This window comes from Vibrio sp., from assembly GCF_984391705.1.
The window spans coordinates 1-20,634 of the sequence record NZ_CFHWOM010000008.1; the positions used below are offsets into that span (position 1 = coordinate 1).

At 42.4% G+C, this 20,634-nt stretch carries 17 protein-coding genes; 15 read left to right on the forward strand and 2 right to left on the reverse strand.

The annotated features are described in order from the left end of the window. The 12 genes from rpsA to AC4MRV_RS07825 all read left to right on the forward strand — a co-directional run. Positions 1-1,244 (forward strand): 30S ribosomal protein S1 (gene rpsA / locus AC4MRV_RS07770; RefSeq protein WP_491186862.1); only part of this gene is annotated, 1,244 nt, incomplete at its 5' end. Positions 1,245-1,455: 211 nt separating this feature from the next. Further along, a complete protein-coding gene (gene ihfB / locus AC4MRV_RS07775; protein ID WP_008078046.1) occupies positions 1,456-1,737 on the forward strand; it encodes an integration host factor subunit beta in 282 nt (93 codons plus the stop codon). Between the two features lie 138 nt (positions 1,738-1,875). Next, positions 1,876-2,157 (forward strand): LapA family protein, encoded by a 282-nt coding sequence (locus tag AC4MRV_RS07780; protein ID WP_491186863.1) that lies wholly within the window; start codon positions 1,876-1,878, stop codon positions 2,155-2,157. A 24-nt stretch (positions 2,158-2,181) separates the two neighbouring features. After that, positions 2,182-3,351 (forward strand): lipopolysaccharide assembly protein LapB, encoded by a 1,170-nt coding sequence (gene lapB, locus AC4MRV_RS07785; RefSeq protein ID WP_491186864.1) that lies wholly within the window; start codon positions 2,182-2,184, stop codon positions 3,349-3,351. Between the two features lie 86 nt (positions 3,352-3,437). After that, a complete protein-coding gene (gene pyrF, locus AC4MRV_RS07790) occupies positions 3,438-4,142 on the forward strand; it encodes an orotidine-5'-phosphate decarboxylase (protein ID WP_491186865.1) in 705 nt (234 codons plus the stop codon). A 390-nt stretch (positions 4,143-4,532) separates the two neighbouring features. Beyond that, a complete protein-coding gene (locus AC4MRV_RS07795; RefSeq protein WP_491186866.1) occupies positions 4,533-5,555 on the forward strand; it encodes an ABC transporter permease subunit in 1,023 nt (340 codons plus the stop codon). Beyond that, positions 5,552-6,595 carry an ABC transporter permease gene (locus AC4MRV_RS07800; RefSeq protein WP_491186867.1) on the forward strand — a complete coding sequence of 348 codons (1,044 nt, stop codon included), beginning with the start codon at positions 5,552-5,554 and terminating at the stop codon, positions 6,593-6,595. Before AC4MRV_RS07795 ends, AC4MRV_RS07800 begins: the two co-directional genes overlap by 4 nt. Before the next feature lie 26 nt (positions 6,596-6,621). Continuing rightward, positions 6,622-8,460, forward strand: coding sequence for an extracellular solute-binding protein (locus AC4MRV_RS07805; RefSeq protein ID WP_491186868.1), 1,839 nt, complete (start codon positions 6,622-6,624; stop codon positions 8,458-8,460). A gap of 12 nt (positions 8,461-8,472) precedes the next feature. Continuing rightward, a complete protein-coding gene (locus AC4MRV_RS07810) occupies positions 8,473-9,333 on the forward strand; it encodes an ABC transporter ATP-binding protein (protein ID WP_491186869.1) in 861 nt (286 codons plus the stop codon). Between the two features lie 9 nt (positions 9,334-9,342). Next, positions 9,343-10,149, forward strand: a complete 807-nt coding sequence (locus tag AC4MRV_RS07815; protein WP_491186870.1) for an ABC transporter ATP-binding protein — start codon at positions 9,343-9,345, stop codon at positions 10,147-10,149. 151 nt (positions 10,150-10,300) lie between these two features. Further along, positions 10,301-11,134, forward strand: a complete 834-nt coding sequence (locus AC4MRV_RS07820; protein WP_491186871.1) for a hypothetical protein — start codon at positions 10,301-10,303, stop codon at positions 11,132-11,134. A 22-nt stretch (positions 11,135-11,156) separates the two neighbouring features. Then, a complete protein-coding gene (locus AC4MRV_RS07825) occupies positions 11,157-15,269 on the forward strand; it encodes a zinc-dependent metalloprotease (protein ID WP_491186872.1) in 4,113 nt (1,370 codons plus the stop codon). 82 nt (positions 15,270-15,351) lie between these two features. On the opposite strand, the gene miaE is transcribed toward AC4MRV_RS07825, so the two are convergent. Next, complete coding sequence (miaE, locus tag AC4MRV_RS07830) at positions 15,352-16,125, reverse strand: tRNA isopentenyl-2-thiomethyl-A-37 hydroxylase MiaE (protein ID WP_491186873.1); 774 nt, start codon at positions 16,123-16,125, stop codon at positions 15,352-15,354. A 63-nt stretch (positions 16,126-16,188) separates the two neighbouring features. Continuing rightward, a complete protein-coding gene (locus tag AC4MRV_RS07835) occupies positions 16,189-16,953 on the reverse strand; it encodes a DNA repair protein (RefSeq protein ID WP_491186874.1) in 765 nt (254 codons plus the stop codon). A 298-nt stretch (positions 16,954-17,251) separates the two neighbouring features. Between AC4MRV_RS07835 and cysB the strand changes: the two genes are divergently transcribed. The 3 genes from cysB to AC4MRV_RS07850 all read left to right on the forward strand — a co-directional run bounded on the left by cysB (position 17,252) and on the right by AC4MRV_RS07850 (position 20,607). Then, positions 17,252-18,226, forward strand: coding sequence for an HTH-type transcriptional regulator CysB (gene cysB / locus AC4MRV_RS07840; protein WP_491186875.1), 975 nt, complete (start codon positions 17,252-17,254; stop codon positions 18,224-18,226). Positions 18,227-18,281: 55 nt separating this feature from the next. After that, positions 18,282-19,475 carry a methyltransferase gene (locus AC4MRV_RS07845; protein ID WP_491186876.1) on the forward strand — a complete coding sequence of 398 codons (1,194 nt, stop codon included), beginning with the start codon at positions 18,282-18,284 and terminating at the stop codon, positions 19,473-19,475. 166 nt (positions 19,476-19,641) lie between these two features. Then, on the forward strand, positions 19,642-20,607 hold the full coding sequence (locus AC4MRV_RS07850; protein ID WP_491186877.1) for an ABC transporter substrate-binding protein: 966 nt from the start codon (positions 19,642-19,644) through the stop codon (positions 20,605-20,607). The last annotated feature ends 27 nt before the right edge of the window (positions 20,608-20,634 follow it).

Below are 20,634 nucleotides of genomic sequence, written 5' to 3' on the forward strand. Positions count from 1 at the left end.
ACACTGCTCACCTAGAAAACAAAGAGCTAGAGTTCAAAGTTATCAAACTTGACCAGAAGCGTAACAACGTAGTTGTTTCTCGTCGTGCGGTAATCGAGTCTGAGAACAGCGTTGAGCGTGATGAGCTTCTAGAAACTCTACAAGAAGGCGCAGAAGTTAAAGGTATCGTTAAGAACCTTACTGACTACGGTGCATTCGTAGACCTAGGTGGCGTTGACGGCCTACTACACATCACTGACATGGCTTGGAAGCGCGTTAAGCACCCTTCTGAGATCGTTAACGTTGGTGACGAGATCCAAGTTAAAGTTCTTAAGTTCGACCGTGAGCGTACTCGCGTATCACTAGGTCTTAAGCAACTAGGCGAAGATCCATGGGTAGCAATCGCTAAGCGTTACCCAGAAGGTCACAAGCTTTCTGGTCGTGTTACTAACCTAACTGACTACGGCTGCTTCGTTGAAATCGAAGAAGGCGTTGAAGGTCTAGTACACGTTTCTGAAATGGATTGGACTAACAAGAACATCCACCCATCTAAAGTTGTTAATGTTGGCGACGAAGTTGAGGTTATGGTTCTTGATATCGACGAAGAACGTCGTCGTATCTCTCTAGGTCTGAAACAGTGTAAAGCTAACCCATGGCAGTCATTCGCTGAAGCGCAAGCTAAAGGCGACAAAGTTACTGGTAAGATCAAGTCTATCACTGACTTCGGTATCTTCATCGGTCTAGAAGGCGGCATCGACGGTCTAGTTCACCTATCTGACATTTCTTGGAATGTTGCTGGTGAAGAAGCTGTACGTGAGTACAAGAAAGGCGACGAGATCTCTGCTGTAGTTCTAGCTGTAGATGCTGAGCGTGAGCGTATCTCTCTAGGCGTTAAGCAAATGGAAAATGACCCATTCAATGCTTACGTTGCAGAGAACAAGAAAGGTGCACTAGTTAACGGTACTGTTACTGCAGTAGACGCTAAAGGTGCAACTATCGAGCTAGTAGAAGGCGTTGAAGGTTACATCCGCGCTTCTGAAGCTTCACGCGATCGCGTTGAAGATGCTTCTCTAATCCTAAGCGTTGGTGACAGCGTTGAAGCTAAGTTCACAGGTGTAGACCGTAAGAACCGCGTAATCAACCTATCTATCAAAGCTAAAGATGAAGCAGAAGAGCAAGAAGCAATGGCTTCTCTGAACAAAGCTGATGAAGCTTCGTTCGGTAACGCTATGGCTGACGCATTCAAAGCAGCTAAAGGCGAGTAATTTACTCGTTTTTAAGAAAAAGGGGCCGCAAGGCTCCTTTTTTATGCTTGTTGTTCCATGAGTGGTAATACCAATCTGTACAAGCTATTCAATTAAGTTGAGTTTTCTGTTGTGCAAAGTGGTTAAACTTTGTCTAAAATTGGAAGCAAGTGTTTGTTGGAATTGGTATTACTTACTATAATAAGTGATAAATTACTCTATGAGGGAAACTATGACTAAGTCTGAGTTAATCGAGAGACTCTGTGCTGAGCAAACTCATCTTTCAGCTAAAGAGATTGAAGATGCTGTAAAAGATATCTTAGAGCATATGGCTTCGACACTAGAAAGTGGAGACAGAATCGAGATTCGTGGTTTCGGTAGTTTCTCTCTTCACTTCCGTGAGCCTCGTGTTGGCCGTAACCCAAAAACTGGTGATAAGGTGGAGCTGGAAGGCAAATACGTTCCTCACTTTAAGCCAGGCAAAGAGCTACGCGAACGCGTGAACATCGGCTAGATACGATAAATTGTTATTAAAAAGCGGCATACTTAATTATGCCGCTTTTTTATTAGGGCTGATCCTGAGATAAGCATGGTTTGTTTCTTGGTTTTACTGCATAATCGTAACGGCAGAATTTTGCTTAGGTGATGGACTATGAAAATTATAAAGATCGTTATCGTACTGGCTCTGTTTTTAATTGCTCTAGCATTAGGCTCTCAGAATCAAGCCATCGTAAATTTTAATTACCTATTAGCTCAGGGTGAGTTCCACCTATCGACGTTGCTAGGTGTCGTGTTTGTTAGTGGCTTTGTAATATCTTGGGCAATATTTGGCAGCTTGCACCTTAAGTCTCAGCTTCAAGTTCGCAAGTTAAGAAAGCAAGTGAAAAAGCTCTCACCGACAACCGAAGAACCTACTCAGGCTAAAGCCTCTTAAAGTAAAAGGTAGGCTCTCTACTCGATGTTAGAAATACTCTTCTTGTTGCTACCCATTGCCGCAGCCTATGGTTGGTATATGGGTAATCGTAGTGCACAGCAAGATAAGCAGAAACACTCCAATCAAATTTCCCGTCAATACGTCACGGGTCTAAACTTACTTCTTTCTGATCAGTCAGATAAAGCGGTTGACCACTTTATTGAGCTCCTCCAAGTCGACAACGAAACGATTGATACGCACTTAGCGTTGGGTAACCTGTTTCGTTCTAGGGGGGAAGTTGATCGTGCCATTCGAATTCACCAAAACCTGATTTCCCGTTCGGGTTTAACCATTGATCAAAAAAACATCGCTCTCCAACAGCTTGCTAAAGATTATATGGCATCAGGTTTTTTAGATCGGGCTGAAAAGATATTTGAGCAACTCGTTGAAGAGCCAGACCACCGAGAGGCTGCTCTACAACAATTAGTGGCGATTTATCAACAGACTCGAGAATGGTCGAAAGCGATTCAATATGCGACTTTACTTGTTAAACTTGGCCGAAAACGAATGCGTAGCAGCATTGCACATTTTTGGTGTGAGCTTGCGATGCAAGAAAAAGCTGACGGCAACCATAACAAGTCGCTACAAAACTTTAAGAAAGCCCTAGTTGAAGACCCTAAATGCGTAAGAGCAAGCATTTCTCTCGGTAAAATTTATCTTGAAGACGCTGATTACCACAGCGCCATTAAGTATTTCGAAATGGTGTTGGATCAAGACAGCGATTTCGTCAGTGAAGTGTTACCTACGTTGGCTGACTGCTATCACCAACTGGGGCACGAAGACGAATTGTTAGAGTTCCTTCGTCAATGTATCGTTAATAAAGCTGGGGCGTCAGCGGAGCTCATGCTTGCGCAGATGGTGGCCCAGCACGAGGGAGCGGGGTCAGCTCAAGAGCTATTAACCCGTCAACTTGTGAAAAACCCAACGATGAAGGGTTTCTATAGATTGATAGATTACCATTTGGTTGAAGCCGAAGAGGGGCGAGCTAAGGCTAGCTTAGCTACATTGCAGAAACTCGTAGGCGAGCAAATGAAAGTGAAACCACATTATCGTTGTCGAAAGTGCGGTTTTTCTACTCACTCGATGTATTGGCATTGCCCTTCATGTAAAGGCTGGGGGACTATTAAGCCCATTAGAGGGTTGGATGGTGAGTAATTATATTGGTTGGTTAGCCAATCATTGATGAGCAGCGGTGATCCCGCTGCTTTTTTTAGGCATGTAATTAATTGTTAGGAGATGAAATGATAGACCAAAAAGTTATTGTTGCGTTGGATTATGATAACCAGACAGATGCACTAGCCTTTGTCGATCGAATTGACCCGAACTCATGTCGACTGAAAGTTGGCAAAGAAATGTTTACACTCTTTGGTCCTGATTTCGTTAAAGAGCTACACAAACGTGGCTTCTCTGTATTTTTGGATTTGAAGTTTCACGATATTCCAAACACATGTTCTAAAGCAGTAAGAGCGGCTGCCGAACTTGGTGTATGGATGGTGAATGTACACGCAAGCGGTGGCGAGCGTATGATGACCGCATCTCGTGAAATTATTGAGCCATATGGTAAAGACCGTCCTTTACTGATAGGAGTTACGGTATTAACCAGTATGGAACAACAAGATTTAGCTGGGATTGGGCTAGATGTTGCGCCACAAGAGCAAGTTGTAAAATTGGCTAGCTTGACTAAAAACTCTGGTCTTGATGGTGTAGTGTGCTCAGCTCAAGAGGCTTCGATGCTGAAACAGGAACTTGGTCAGTCATTTAAACTTGTTACTCCAGGCATTCGACCGGTCGGAGCGGATGTGGGCGATCAGAAGCGAATTATGACGCCAACGAAAGCTATCGAATCAGGCTCTGATTATCTTGTCATCGGTCGACCTATCACCCAAGCTAAAAATCCTGCGGAAGTACTCACTTCCATCAACAATGATTTGTTACAAGTTAAATAACCAATAAATCTGCTGAATGATTAAGCCTAAACAAGTCAAACTAATGGCGCAAACGTTTAGGCTTTTTTATGTCAGAATAAAATTCTAATTTATCCTTCTATATAACCTAATCTGATATCTTATTTTACTAGTCCCTAATCAATTATTCTCTAAAATTCAGTATTCTGAAGTGCAACGCAAAGATTCTGTTACTTTGTAGCCGTTACTTTGTCAAAAGTATGACATAAGTCGCTAAAACTCGACAAAATTGTTAAATTGATTTTAAAGATTCGAGTATATCGATTATTGTCAACTTAATAAGTTCACAGAAACTGGTTATACCAGTTGTATATTCTAATAAGTCACAGGATGTGACGATACTAAATAGTAATTGGTACGGAGTATTTCCAATTGTTAGCATATATTTTACGACGATTATTATTAGTCGTTCCTACCTTTTTGGGTATTACGATTTTAATCTTTGCTATTACACGTTTTGTTCCTGGTGGGCCTGTCGAAAGAATGCTTGCCAGTATGCACTCAGGAACTGATAGTGCTTCTGTAAGCGTAGCGGGTAATAGTTCAGCATTATCTGAAGAACAAATAGCCGACTTAAATGCGTTTTATGGGTTAGATAAACCTGTATTTGAAGCGTATATTGAATGGCTATCAAAAATAGTTGTATTAGACTTCGGTGAGTCTACTCGTTATTACGAGCCTGTAAGTGATATGATCGCCGAGCGTTTACCCGTTTCGCTATTTTATGGTGGAATGACTTTCTTTATAAGTTATTTTATATCTATTCCCCTTGGTTACTATAAGGCTATTAAACACGGATCCGTGTTTGATTCCGCATCTTCAATTTTAATATTTGTTGGCTACGCGTTACCCGGTTATGTTGTCGGTGTATTTCTAATTACTGTATTTGCATATAATTTAGATTGGTTTCCTATGGGAGGTTTCGTCGGAGATGATTTCGAAGACTATGAAACTTTCTATGAACAATTCAAAGATATTATGTGGCACGCAATTTTACCTCTTATCTGTTATTTAATTGGCGATTTTGCGACGTTAACAATGACGATGAAAAATAACCTCATGGAGAATATTTCAGCAGATTATATTCGTACGGCAATCGCTAAAGGTTTACCTTTTAAGAAAGCGGTTAAAAAACATGCTTTACAAAATAGTCTAATACCGATTGCTAGCCATTTTGGTAACTCACTGCTGTTTTTCATGACTGGCTCATTTTTAATCGAAGTTATATTCAATATTGACGGTATAGGTTTGCTTGGGTATGAATCTATTGTCGAACGCGACTACCCTGTCGTTATGGGAATTGTCGCTATCAACGCTGTCATGTTGATGATCGGTAATATTCTTTCTGATCTATGTGTCGCTGTCGCAGATCCTAGAGTGAGGTTTGGCTCATGATTAAACTAACGCCCCTTACACAAAAAAAGATTAATCACTTTAAAGAGATCAAGCGTGGTTACTGGTCACTCATTATATTGGGTAGCCTACTGACACTTTCAATATTTGCGGAGGTTCTGGTAAACAGTAAAGCTCTTGTTGTTAAGTATAACGGTGAGTGGTCTTTCCCTGTATTTAGTGACGTTAAATCAGGTACAGAGTTTGGCTTGGACTACGCGAGTGAAACTGATTACCGTCAACTGCAAGCTCAATTTGAACTTGAGGGCAGTGGCAACTTCGTGATTATGCCTGTTGTTCCTTGGAATCCTTACGAGCAGGACTTTAGCGGAGATTTTCCTCCATTAGCTCCTAGCCTAGAAACACAGCACTATTTGGGCACTGACGTTATTGGTCGCGATATTTTAGCTCGTTTGGTGTATGGCTTTCGTATTGCGATGGGATTTGCCTTAATGACAATGGCAATTTCTTATGCAATTGGCACTGTAGTCGGTTGTTCGATGGGTTTCTTCGGAGGTAAGTTTGACTTGTTTGTTCAAAGGCTTATCGAAGTTTGGTCAATGGTCCCTTTCCTTTACGTGATCATGATTCTGGTTTCAATTACACAACCTACGTTTGTATTGTTTGTCGCAATCAATGTGTTGTTTGGGTGGATGGGGATCACTTGGTATATGCGAACCATGACATACAAGGAATCTGCACGAGAGTATGTGATGGCAGCACGAGCTCTTGGAGCATCAACTAGACGAATTCTTCTTAACCATATTTTACCAAACACAATGGTTATGATCGTGACATTAGCTCCTTTTACAATTGCCGCTAATATCACCGCGCTGACCGCTCTGGACTACCTAGGGCTGGGTCTAATGCCACCAACACCAAGTTGGGGGGAGTTGTTACAACAAGGAAAATCAAACCTGGATGCGCCTTGGATCGTAATCTCTGTGGTTACATCAATTGTTGCTGTACTCGTCATGGTGACTTTTATTGGTGAAGCAATACGAAGTGCATTTGATCCTAAAAAGTTTACTCGCTACGAATAGTCAAAGATTTACAGGAAGTAATAATAATGAATAAGTTAACTACATTATCAGCTATTGCTGCTTTATCAGGGATGAGCTTCGCTGTACATGCTCAGTCGTTGCCTACAGATGTCAATTGGGTATCGAATAACGACGAGCCACTTTTCGCTTCTTCTGAGGCTGTTCGTGGAGGTACTTTGCGTACGTTCATGATTAGCTTTCCTCAAACGCTGCGTAGCGTTGGTCCGGACGCGAACTCCGGATTGCGTCATTACTTCATGGATGGTGCGCCAAAGCTTGCCCAGCGCCACCCCAATACAGGTAAGTGGATTCCTCAACTGGCTGAATCATGGGCTTTTTCAGAGGACAACAAGACGGTTTACTTCAAGCTAGACAAAAATGCGAAATGGTCTGATGGTGAAAAAATTACCGCTGACGATTATCTGTTTATGCTTAAGTATTACCGTTCTAAAGACATCGTTGATCCTTGGTACAACGACTTCTTTAGCAATTCGATTGTAGATGTTAAGAAAATTGATGAGTACACAATTGCGGTAGAGACAGAAGTAGAGCAAAGCCAAGACGCATTAATGGTATTAATTAACATGCCAAGTAATGGTTTTCAGCCTCGACCAGAGCACTTTTTTAAAGGTGAGAAGGACGAGAATAGCGATGGTATGGTGGATAACTTTGTACGAAAGTATAACTTCAAGAGTGAACCTACAGCTGGGCCTTACTACTTAGATAATGTTAAGAAAGGCAAGAGTGTTACATTTAAACACGTCGGTGACGACTGGTGGGGTTATTCAAACCGATACTATCAAAATCGTTATAACGTAGACAAAATCCGCATTACTGTCATTCGTGACTTCGATATTGCGCTAAAGCACTTTGAGAAAGGTAAGCTCGATTATTTCGATATGGTTCTACCTGAATACTGGCATGGTAAGTCAGATTCAGAAGCCGCCAAAGATGGATATATACAAAAGTTCTGGGGATTTAACCAAGTTCCTCAAGGTGCTGGTGGTTTATGGATGAACACTGCTCAGCCATTGCTTGATGACATCAATTTGCGTAAAGGCATTATGTTTGCGACAGACTATGACGGTATGATCGCTAATATCATGCGAGGCGATTATTCAAGAAAACCTCATGGCCTGGGCTTTGGCCACGGTCAATATGACAAAGCGGAAAACAAAGCGCCGGAATTTAATCCAGGCAAAGCCGCTGAATTTTTCATAAAAGCAGGCTTTGATCAAATTGGTCCAGATGGGGTTAGGGTAAATGCTGATGGGCAAAGACTTTCGTTCGCTATCACATATGGTTACAACACTTGGACTCCAAGAATTGCTTACTTAAAGGAGCAGGCAAAACTCGCGGGCCTCGAGTTTACATTGAACTTAGTTGACGGTTCTTCAGCGTTCAAATACATCCTTGAGAAAAAGCATGAACTTGCATTCTTAAACATGGGTTCAGGAGAGATCCCTGCGTACTGGGAATATCTACACTCAGACAATGCGAACAAGCCGCAAACTAACGCTCATACTAATTACAGCAGCCCTGAGTTAGATAAGTTGATAGAGCAATATGATGCTGAGTTCGACCAACAGAAACGTTATACGTTGTCCCACCAAATTCAAGACTACGTAACAGATGCGAACATTATTGTTCCTGGTTATATGGTGCCTTACTCACGAGCTGTCCATTGGCGTTGGATTCAATACCCGGAAAACCCAATGACAAAGAAAACAGAGTCTATTTTCCATCCAATGGATATTGCCAACTTCTGGCTTAGCAAAGAAGTTAAAAAAGAAACTCAAGATGCAATGAAGAAAGGGAAAACCTATCCAACGGTTAGCATCATTGACGATAAGTTTAAGCTGTAACCCGAGGTGACTATGAATCGCGAAACGGTGTTAACAGTCGAAGACTTAGAGGTTGAGTTCCAGACCGATGATGGAAAGGTAAAGGTCCTGCACGGTGTTAGTTTCGATGTTCAAAAAGGACGCACGTTAGGGTTAGTAGGCGAGTCTGGGTGTGGTAAGAGTGTTACTTCCATGTCGATCATGGGCTTGTTACCAAAGCCTTATGGTCAAGTAGTAAAAGGTCGAATCTTGTATAAAGATACGGATCTTCTGCGGTTGCCAACTAAGCGTATGTACGAAATGCGCGGAGATGCAATCTCAATCATATTCCAAGATCCAATGACGGCACTTAACCCAGTCCATACCATTGGCAAGCAAATCATGGAAGTGCTTGAGTTGCACAGACCGGAATTGGCGAAACAAGAGCGTTACGCCTATGCAATAAAAATGCTGGAGAAAGTCAAAATTCCACTGCCTGAAAAGCGCATTGACGAGTATCCACATAACCTTTCTGGTGGCATGCGCCAACGCGTAATGATAGCAATGGCACTTGCATGTAAACCAGATGTATTGATTTGTGATGAGCCGACAACGGCTCTGGATGTAACTGTTCAAGCTTCGATTTTAGAGTTGATGCAGGAGTTACAGCAAGAAACAGGCATGGCAATGGTTTTTATCACTCACGATTTAGGTGTTGTAGCCGAAATTTGTGATGATGTTGCTGTGATGTATGGCGGGCGAATTGTCGAAAAAGCAGATGTCTTTGAACTATTCGACAACCCGCAACACCCATACACTAAAAGGTTGCTAGGTTTGATGCCAAGCCTAGAACATAAGCCAAAACAGATGATCGATATTCAGCCAATTGATCCAAGTATTTTCCAGAGTAATTAAGGGGGAGTGATGCAGGAAGTATTAAGAATCGACAACTTAAAGCAGCACTTTATCTCTGGAAAGCGACTTTTTTCAAAGGGGTATACGATCAAGGCCGTCGATGGCGTCTCTTTTTCTCTGGAAAGAGGCAAGACGTTAGGGTTAGTTGGAGAGTCAGGTTGTGGAAAAAGCACTTTAGGTCGCACAATTTTGAAGCTATTTGAGCCAACTGAAGGGAGTATTTATTTCGAAGGGAGGGATATTACACGTCTATCTGCAAAGGAAATGCGACCATTACGCAAAGAAATGCAGATAGTGTTCCAAGATCCTATGGAGTCACTGAATCAGAGACACACAATAGGAATGATCTTGGAAGAACCGTTTGTTATTCATCAGATGGGTACATCGGTAGAAAGAAAACAATGGGTATTGGAACTATTGGATAAAGTGGGATTACCGAGAGAAGCCGTAAATCGTTATCCCCATGAGTTTTCCGGTGGTCAAAGGCAGCGTATTGGTATCGCGAGAGCGATTGCGTTAAAGCCGAAGTTGTTGATATGTGATGAGTCCGTATCTGCATTGGATGTATCAGTGCAAGCACAGATTATCAACTTGTTATTATCACTTCAGAAAGAAATGAACCTAGCGATGATTTTTATATCGCATGACCTATCGGTTGTTAGGCAAGTTTCTGATGAGGTGGCAGTAATGTATTTCGGAAAAGTTGTTGAATATGGATATGCACAAGACATATATAATTCACCAAGAAACGATTATACCAAAACGTTGTTGTCAGCGATTCCAATTACGCATCCAAGCCAACGAAAGCGTGGCTAAAATAATAATCAGATAAACGTATTTTTGCTTGTTATAGATAATCAGAATTTGAAGTAATTCTGATGGACTTATTCATCTCAAGAAAAGGAATTTTCTATAGATGATATAAGGACAACTTTAATAAGAATTAAATATTCATGGAAGTTAACATATGCAGAACACAATTAAGTGTAAGCGAAGGACAATAGCCTTAGCTGTATCTGTTTTATTGTCTTCTCCCGTATGGGCGGAAGAAAATAAAGATGAACAGGAAGAAGTTTCTGTTTGGTCAGATATAGGTGGGAGTTTGTCACTTTCATATGACACCAATATATATCATCCCGATGACCATCGTTCAGTTAGAAGTCTTTCTTGGAGCGGTGGGCTAAATTATAAATTCACAGATCAAGTTAGAGGTTATGCCTCAACAGGTGGATATCGTGCGTATGAAAACGAAACTGGAGACTTTGCGACTGATTCAGTTGTTGGTTTGAGTTATTCGAATTTATACGAGTTTGGTGAAACAGGTAAAATAGGCGCAAGTGCTCAATTTACTATCCCAACGTCAGAAGCATCGCGTAAAGATGAATTAAATACCGCGCTTCGTGTTGCAACACCATTTTCTTTCAAATCATGGGGTGTGAACTTTAATATCACACCAAGGTTAAGAAAGAACTTTCACGAATATAAAACAATTGGTGGCCGTTCACTTACGGAGTGGACATACTCACTCTCAAGCAGTGCTACTAAATCATGGGAATCTTTTACGCTAGGTATTTCTGCTTTGGGCGGTAATACAATCAGCTATCAAGGAACGAGGAGAAGTAGTTGGACATACGGGGGCTCATTGTTTGGCTCTTACAGTATTTCCAAAAACTGGTCCGCATCTTTATCAGCATCAACATCAGGTGTTTACCAAGACGCTGAACGAGGCACTTTGGGGAATATTGATTTATTCGACCAAGATAATGCTTCGTACAGAGCGACCGTAACTTTCTCTTTCTAGAAATAAATAATAAGGACATATTATGGCATTTAAAAGATTAGCACTTGCCTCTGCCGTAACCGCTATTTTGGCTGGTTGTGGTGCAGATGACCAAGATTACGATTACGTAGAACGTAATGAAAATGAAATCCAAGTTAAAGACCTTCGAACTGAAGGCCGTTGGATTTATGCTCCAACAACAGGCGCAGCCCCTCGTTTTGCAGTTACACAGTTTCCTTTCTTACAAGGTATGGGCCGTTATGTTGAGGTGTGTTTTTCGAAAGATGGTCTTGAAGTGTTTGGATTTGATTCAAACCACCCAGAAAATGTTTACCCTAAAGACGCGAATGGCTACTGTCTTCCACTAAATGATGCAAATGGTAACCTAACGGATACTGACAATCAGGTCGAGTTTCCGCATATCATGACTATCCCTGGTGACTTCGCTCGTTACCAATGTAAAGAAGACTCTTACGGGGATTGTACTAACGTAGAAGAGGTGGATCCTGATACAGGTCTGACCTTAGAAGGTTACCGAACTAACACTCACTACACTCCTAAGCCTGCGGAAGCTAAAGCTCTCGACATTAACTGGGACGAACTATATGGTCTGAAAGATGGTATTAGCCCAGTAGGAACTCCAGATGTTTTGTCTTGGGAATTTGATCCTAAAACAGGTGTTATTAACTTTGAATTGGAACAAACGTTCTCTGTTGATTTCGATAAAATCTCTCGCTACATGGATTGGGGCGCGCTAGAGGAAGAGCTAGCTAAAGGCTCGTTTAAATCGCGCTTCTTCTACTCACTTGTGCATGAAGACAATGTTGCGAGCAAAGACTATCAGCCAGTCATTTACCCAGTTGGTGATGAAAACGACATTGGCTTCTTTGCTACGACGACCAAAAAACTTGATCCGGTGACAAATAAATACAACGATGTAACTTATTTGAATCGCTTCAACCCGAACCTTGAATCAATCGAGTACTACCTATCTGATAACTTCTTCGAAGAGAAGAACGCATCACTGCTGGATATCACTATTGATACCATCGATAAAATGAATGAAACGTTAAGTGTCATTGACGCGGATAACGGCAAACCATTTATCAAGATTGTTAACAAAACCGAAGCCACTGGAATCCACACGGGTGACTTACGCTACAATGTCATTCAGCTAGTAGATGAGCCACTAAAAAATGGACTATTGGGTTACGGGCCTTCGATTGCTCACCCTCAAACTGGTGAAATATTAAAAGCTCATGTTAACCAATACTCTGGTGTAGCTCGAACTGGTGTTCCATTCTATTGGGATAACATGGCTCGTCTATACAATCGCGGCCAACTTGTAGAAAATAATCTAGCAGCACAGTCAGATTCTGCTGATGTAAGTCAGCGCTCGAGTGTACAGTCTTTCCGTAAAACAGCGGAAACTGCTGCAAGCTTAATGACAAATCACTCTCACGTAAGCACAAACATTACGGCAGACGATATTGCGCCAGTATTGGAACAACAGAGCAGTATTCGCACAACATTGCGTCCGAGTGATTTGATTAAGGTGACGGATGAGACTGCTCTTGAAGATGTAGTCCGTGCAGAAGAGCAACGACTTCAGCTTTGGAGTGAAAACAATGTTTATCCAATCGAAGCGAGCTGGGTTTCGTCAAGTAGTAAGGCTGTTATCGACAACCTCCCTCTTACTGATGACGGATACTTTGACATTGTTCGAGATGACAATGGAGCGGAAGTTACACGCACGTTGAAATCTTGGTACCGTTTACCTGAGAACTTAAAACAAGTAGCGGCAGACGCGATTACAGAAACAACGTATCGAAATACTTTGGTTCATGAGATTGGTCACAACGTTGGTCTTCGCCATAACTTTAAAGGCTCAATGGATAAAGAAAACTTCTTGACCCGTGAGCAAGCAAACAGATTAGGCATCGCAAATATTCCAGCGTACAGTTCTACGATGGACTATGCGCCTAGTATGCTAGATGAGATCCCTACTTGGGGTATATATGATGTAGCGGCATTTAAATTTGGTTACGGGCGTAAACTAGATTTAGTAATGCCATCACCTGTCGCAGATGTTTCAACACCAGAAGGAGCGGCCGCTCACGATGCTTCATTCTTTGGTCAATATGGCCCAACACCAGTTGTTGCTCAAGGTCAGTCTGAGCCACTTATGGTATGTACAGAAACTCAACCAGTAACGGACGACCAAGGTCAACCAACGGGTGAGTCAGTCTATACTTGTGATTTCAGCAAACTCGATCTAGCTGCACAAGCGGGGCATCCAGATGCAGAGCATGGTGTCCTCTATTACTTGGAAACAGTGTTAGATATTGATTCTCGTAAGAAATACGATTTCTGTACAGATGGTAACGTATCTCTTAATAGCGACTGTAACCGTTTTGATGAAGGTACAACGCGCGAAGAGATTGTACGTTACAAGTGGCAAAACTATCTAGATAGTTACGATCGTCGAAATGCTGGTTTGTATGTAGACGGCCTATATAACTCTGATTACCCATCGTACATTATTCGTCGATTCCGTGAGATGAACGATATGCGTGACATGATTGAAGACTCTGAGCGTATCGATGGCATTTTCCATGCCTTTGGTGACGCTTCTCCATCTCAAAAGCCAACGGAGTTCTTAAATCTACTAGCAGACAACCCTCGTTACTGTACATATTCTGATAATCCAGCGGAAATGGCAGGTAACGATTGGTTCTGTGATTACGCTTATGGTGCGGAAAAGTCGGCAGAGTTCTTCCTAGACGTTCTTCGTACACCAGAGACGCAATGTATTATTACTAACCGTAATAGTGAGTTGGTTTCTGTATCTCTAGGCGAAACGCTTAATGCGGTTTCTTACAAGATTCCAGCTTCTTACGATCTAACGGATGCTAGCTGTTTTGATGAAGTAGGAACAGATGTTCTTCAGACTCTTCACGGTGCAACTGAGATCCACGCACAATCTGTGAATGGCAAGTACTTGAACTCGGTTGCTTCTAACGATCCATCTAATCCATACTCAAACGCGGTATCTATTTTGGGTATGTGGCCAGATAAAGGCTTAGCAAGCTACATGTTAGCGCGCCGTTATTCATTGCGTTACACAGATGAAGAGCAGTTTGCATCATTGCTAGATCTACCAGGAGTAAAAGCCGAATACGATGCTATTATGGCGCACTTAATTGCCGGTGAACCACTTACAAACGGTGTTCAGTTCGTTGATAGTGAAGGTAATGACTATGTAGTTCCAAACACACTTGATGTTAATCTACATGTGACCCAGCTGATGGAATCTCTACCTCCTTTACCACGTGGTATCAGCTCTTTCTATGATTTGTCTTCAATGGCGAGAAAAGACGTTGCGACAATGATCTTGGAAATGGGTACTCGCCGAATGAATACAGAAGATGTCACTTTTGCTGAAACAGCATTGGCGCAGCGTAACAGCTTAAGTAAGCAGCTAGACCGTTACGATATGATTCAAGGTGATTCACTTGAAGTTGTCATCGAAGGTCGCACTTACACTATTACCAAAGAAAATACACTGGCTAATAAGTTTGCATCTCGTATGGTAACTTCTGAAGGATATTCTGCTAAAACGGCTCTTGACGGTACTTCAAGTGATGCACTTGATGCTGTTGTAGCGGCATGGGCTCCTATCGCAGGTTTCACTGAGCGATTCCATGCTCCAGCGGCTGCTCTTGATGCTCCATTCGTAGAATCGATCATCAATGTATACAAGACCGAAGTATCTGAGGGACGTATAGACCTTTCTGATGGAATGTCTAATGCTGAGTTCCAAGCTGCTATCAATGCGGTATTAGCACAAGCTGATACAGTGTACGATAGTGCGAATGGCACGGTAACTCATGCTGGTGGTAAGGTACATAACATTAACGATGTCGTGTCTATCATCGATTACACTATCGCGTATGTTAACGCGAACCTTGATGCAGTACTGCTTCAAGCTGCATACCCACTGTACAATGGATACACGAATGCGGCGGAAAGCGACAAGTTCGCATGGACACTGCCTCTATCTTCAATCAACTCGTACCGCACAGGCGACTACGCGAGCATGATTGGCGAGGAGTATCAAATCCTACGTAAACTACCAGTTAACCACGTTAACTAATGTACTGTTAGGAAAATGAACAAAGGCCCTTGAATGATATCAAGGGCCTTTTTATTTCTTTGTTTTAAATTTGATGTGTTGGCTAAAAACTCGGCACACCACTATGAAACTTAAAGTCTCTGTCAGGAGAGGAGATCAATTCAGCTTCGAGCTTGCCAAAAAACGCCACGCGCTCAGAGATATCTTTCCCTGCGATCTCTTCGGCAAGTGTTAGATAATCTTGGTAGTGGCGGGCTTCTGAACGAAGTAGGGACACATAAAACTTGGCGATATCATCATCCATGTGTGGCGCTAGCTTCGCAAAACGTTCACACGAACGAGCCTCGATGTAGGCTCCGATAATCAGCTTATCAATCAAGGTCTGGGGTTCATATGTGGCCATTTCAGCCAGTAGACCTTTTGCATAACGACTGGCCTGCACAGGTTCATAATCGATACCACGCGCGTCCATAATCTCTAGCACTTGATAAAAGTGGTGCAGCTCTTCTTTAATAAGTAACACCATTTTATCGATTAAGTCTTGGCTGTACGGGGAATTAGATTTCGCCATGATAGCCTTGGAGATATTACTCTTACCTTTCAGAGATTCTAAGTTACCTGTCTTTCGGTAAGCAAAATCTTCGTAAGGTTTGAACCAGTCCAACAAACTATGTGCGCTCTCTTGGTCAACCGCGTATTTGCGAATCAAGTACATCGCCGATTGTCCGGCTTTTAGCTCACATAGTAGGTGATCAATGAGAATGGTCTTAAGGTGTTCAGGCTTCTTCGCTTCATTTACCCATTCGTCAGGCGTTGGGCATTGAAGAAAGTTGTTGATAGGCTCTAAGAGCGAGTCGTAAGTTGTTAGGTCAATCATTACGTATTTCATATAAAAAAGGCCGCATCAGCGACCTTTAGGAACGGATTGGAAGAGATTATATTACCATTTTTTCTTTTCACCAAAGAGTGCATCCATATCGTCTTTACGCTCTTTTTCTTCCATTTGGTGTAGTTCTTCCGCATTGCGTGTTTGACGAGTTTGCTCTAAGTCATCATACATAGCTTGCAGCTTTTCACGAGCTTGGTTTGAGTAGTTATCGTTTTTGGTGCTAAGAGCATCAATGCCTTTACGCAGAAGCTGTACTGCGGTTCCAGGTTGGCCGCGAACAATTGCATCATTCGCGCGTTTAATCACATTTTCAATGTTGATGCGGATTTGAATTGTTTCAAGTCGAGCGTTTTCCGCGACATAAGCTTGTGTTTCAAAACGGCCTTTATTGTGTTCGCTACGAATCGTATCTCTTAAACGCTTTACAAGTTTCAGCATCATAATCGCTTGCTTGTCACTGCTTGGCACTTTAAAAGAGGTGCTCTCGCCACCTTTGTGGTTTTCTTCTAGTTGAGTAATTTGCGCTTTTACATTTTCAACACGTTGCTCAAGTTGCTTATTTCTAGGATCAAGCTCGTGCATGTTCTGAAGGGCGTCAAGAATACGGGTATTAAGACACACCAATAATTCTTTACTGTAAGGCATATGGTGAGCATGACCAATGAGCTCTTCCGTAGCATCAATGATTTGCAGATAGCGAGAGCTCTCTTGCTTCTTTGCTGTTTCTGCTTTGACTTTGTATTGCAGCATGATGTTATAGCCAAGAACCAAGACCAGTAAGATGGCAACTAAAGCTATGATTAAACCAATATTCATAAATTCCGTATCTTATGTTTTTTGATGGCTAGCAGGTAAGGATACACGATCATACTTACACTCTGCACTCATTTTTCTATTATTACTCAATGCTTAGCATTTCGTAATTAAAAACGCGTTTTAACCATCTATTATGAGTAATTGGTTGCAAAACAACCGAACAAGTTTACTTCGCTCTAAGTTTAAGCAATGTAAATAGTAATTGGACTATCAATTTCAACTTAGAGGCGTTATAACTAAATATTATAAACTATGATGGCATGATCGTGGTGCGTCGATAAGGGAGTACGGTTCAGGAATGAAATTACAACAATTGAAGTACATTGTTGAGGTCGTCAACCACAACTTAAACGTTTCAGCGACCGCTGAAAGCCTCTATACCTCACAACCCGGTATTAGTAAGCAAGTCCGTCTACTTGAAGATGAACTGGGCATTCAGATCTTTGAACGTAGCGGCAAACACCTGACTCAGGTAACGAGTGCAGGCGAAGATATTATTCGTATTTCGCAAGAGATTCTGGCTCGTGTCGAGAGTATTAAAGCGGTCGCCGGCGAGCATACGCATCCGGAAATGGGGACTTTGAACATTTCCACAACTCATACTCAAGCCCGTTACGCCCTGCCGGATGTGATCAAAGGGTTCACAGCTCGTTATCCTAAAGTTTCGCTGCATATGCATCAGGGCACACCAAGCCAAATGTCTGAAGCCATTGCAAAAGGCACCGCAAACTTTGCCATTGCCACTGAAGCTCTTCATTTGTACCAAGACGCAATTATGTTGCCTTGTTACCACTGGAATCGTTCAATTGTAGTGCCAAAAGCGCATCCACTTGCGCAAAAAGAACAAGTGACGATTCAAGATCTGGCTTCTTACTCATTAGTTACTTACGTATTTGGCTTTACTGGTCGTTCTGAGTTGGATGCTGCATTCAATCAGCATGGTTTAACTCCAAGAGTCGTATTTACCGCCACAGATGCGGATGTGATTAAAACGTATGTCCGTATGGGCATTGGTGTTGGCGTCATTGCAAGTATGGCGATTGATAAAGAGCAAGATACTGATCTGGTTGCGATTGATGCAAGCCATATTTTCGGAGCAAGCACCACTAGCATTGGCTTCCGTCGTGGTACATTCTTGCGCTCTTACATGTATGACTTTATGGAACGTTTTGCTCCGCACTTAACCCGACCTGTGGTTGAGCAAGCACTGTCGCTTAAATCTAACGCCGAAATTGAAGAGATGTTTAAAGATATCGAACTGCCTGTTCGTTAATTTCTATTCAAACGACGCGCTTCCCTCTAAACTACTGTGACATTTAGGGGGAAGCATGTATCAGCAATTTCAAACACTCAATTCTCTATTACTTTCGCACCAAAACTTTTGGCGAGTCGAACCATTCTATCAAAGCTACCTATCTGACCTTCCCTGGAAAAGTGAATCGCCCGAGTTATGCGCTTGGCTAGAGTCACTAGATTATCAAGAAATAGAGTACCTTAAAGAGCATCCGGAACACCTAAACGAGGTCATCATCCAGTACATTCCTGGCGTATATGATCTTAGCCAAACCGCATTAATTGAGCGCATGTCACTAGAGGGGCTTTCATTAGAGCGAGGAATGGAAAGCGGTGTTCCTGGAAGAAAATTAGAGCAGATACTTTCGATGGGGGAGGCCGCTCTAAATGAACACAACGGTACAGAGTGGCTAGAGTGGTGCTCTGGTAAAGGCTTTCTAGGTCGAGTCCTTGCGAGCGAAAGCCATCAAAAGGTAACGAGCTTCGAGTATCAGCAATCTCTTTGTGATGCAGGACAACTTGAAGCGAACAAGCGTCACTTACCTATGACGTTTGTTCAGGGTGATGCGCTTTCGGATATTGCAGAAGCGGTGCTAAACCCCAACCAGCATGCGGTTGCTTTGCATGCTTGCGGTGATTTACATGTTTCTTTGATTGAAAAAGGCGCGCATCAACAGTTACCAGCCATGACCATCGCTCCTTGTTGCTATCATTTGATTCAAAGTAATAGTTATCAACCGTTGTCAAAGGCTGCGAAACAGTCGGAACTGCGCCTCTCAAAAACAGAATTACGTATCCCTCTTCAAGAGACGGTGACTGGTGGCCAGCGCGTCAAACGCCATCGATTCCAAGAAATGAGCTATCGTTTGGGGTTTGATTTGCTGTTGAGGAATCAATGTGCAGTGAACACTTACATACCAATTCCAAGCATTAAGAAATCCCAACTATCAGAAGGTTTCGAGGCATTCTGTCATTGGGCTGCAGAGCAAAAGCAAATTACGTTGCCTGAAGTAGATTTTAATCAATACCAACAGCTTGGAGAGCAAAGGTATTGGCATATGGAGCGTTTAAGTTTAGTACAGCAAGTATTTCGTCGTGGATTGGAGCTTTGGTTAGTGATGGACAAGGCACTGTACTTAACGGAACAAGGTTACCAAGTTTCACTTCGAGAGTTTTGCGCAAAAGAAGTGACCCCGAGAAATATCCTAATTCACGCTTTCAGACCTTAAAGTTATCTAGCTCTTGTTTTGTTGAAAACTTGTTAAATCCCGCTTCACATTCAAACAACTTATTGGTAATAATGGTTAAATTGCACAGAAAATGTGCAACTTTAAGAATGAATCATAACGATAAAACACAACATCACATCATTATTGCTGAAATCAAGGAGCTGAGATGAAAGCAGGAAACATTATGGCAGTCGCCATGTTAGCAGGTGCAGCACTTCTTTCTTCAACGAGCATCATGGCCAAGACGGCTAAGGTTGCAGTATCACAAATAGTTGAACACCCTGCACTCGATGCGACGAGACAAGGACTCATTGATGGTCTCAAAGCGAAAGGCTACGAGCAGGGTAAGAACTTAGAATTTGACTACAAAACAGCGCAAGGTAACCCGGCTATTGCAGTACAAATTGCTCGCCAATATGTCGGTGAAAAACCAGATGTTTTAGTGGGTATTGCCACTCCAACAGCGCAAGCATTAGTTTCAGCTACGCGTTCGATTCCGGTCGTCTTTACTGCAGTCACTGACCCTGTCGGTGCTAAGCTGGTGGGAAAAATGAAGCAGCCAGGTAAAAACGTAACAGGGCTCTCAGATCTGTCTCCAGTAGCGCAGCATGTTGAATTGATCAAAGAGCTGATTCCCAATGTGAAATCGATTGGTGTTGTGTTTAATCCAGGTGAAGCAAATGCAGTAACACTGGTTAAACTGCTTAAAGAGAGTGCTAAAGCTCAAGGGATTGAAGTTGTTGAAGCGACAGCCTTGAAGAGTGCGGATGTTCAATCTGCGACTCAAGCCATCGCGGAAAAATCAGATGTGATTTATGCCCCTACTGATAACACCGTTGCCAGTGCCATTGAAGGTATGATTGTGGCGGCGAATCAAGCCAAAACTCCGGTATTTGGCGGTGCAACGTCATATGTGGAAAAAGGCGCAATTGCCGGTCTTGGTTTCGATTACTACCAAGTCGGTGTTCAAACGGCTGACTACGTCGCAGCTATTCTTGAAGGCTCAGAACCAGGTTCACTTGATGTCAAGGTGGCAAAAGGTTCTGATCTTGTGGTTAACTCAAGTGTGGCGAAAAAGCTTGGTCTTACAGTACCTGCCTCAGTATTAGAGCGTGCGACAAGCGTTAAGTAATATACCCAAATGAAGAGAGTGCCTAGG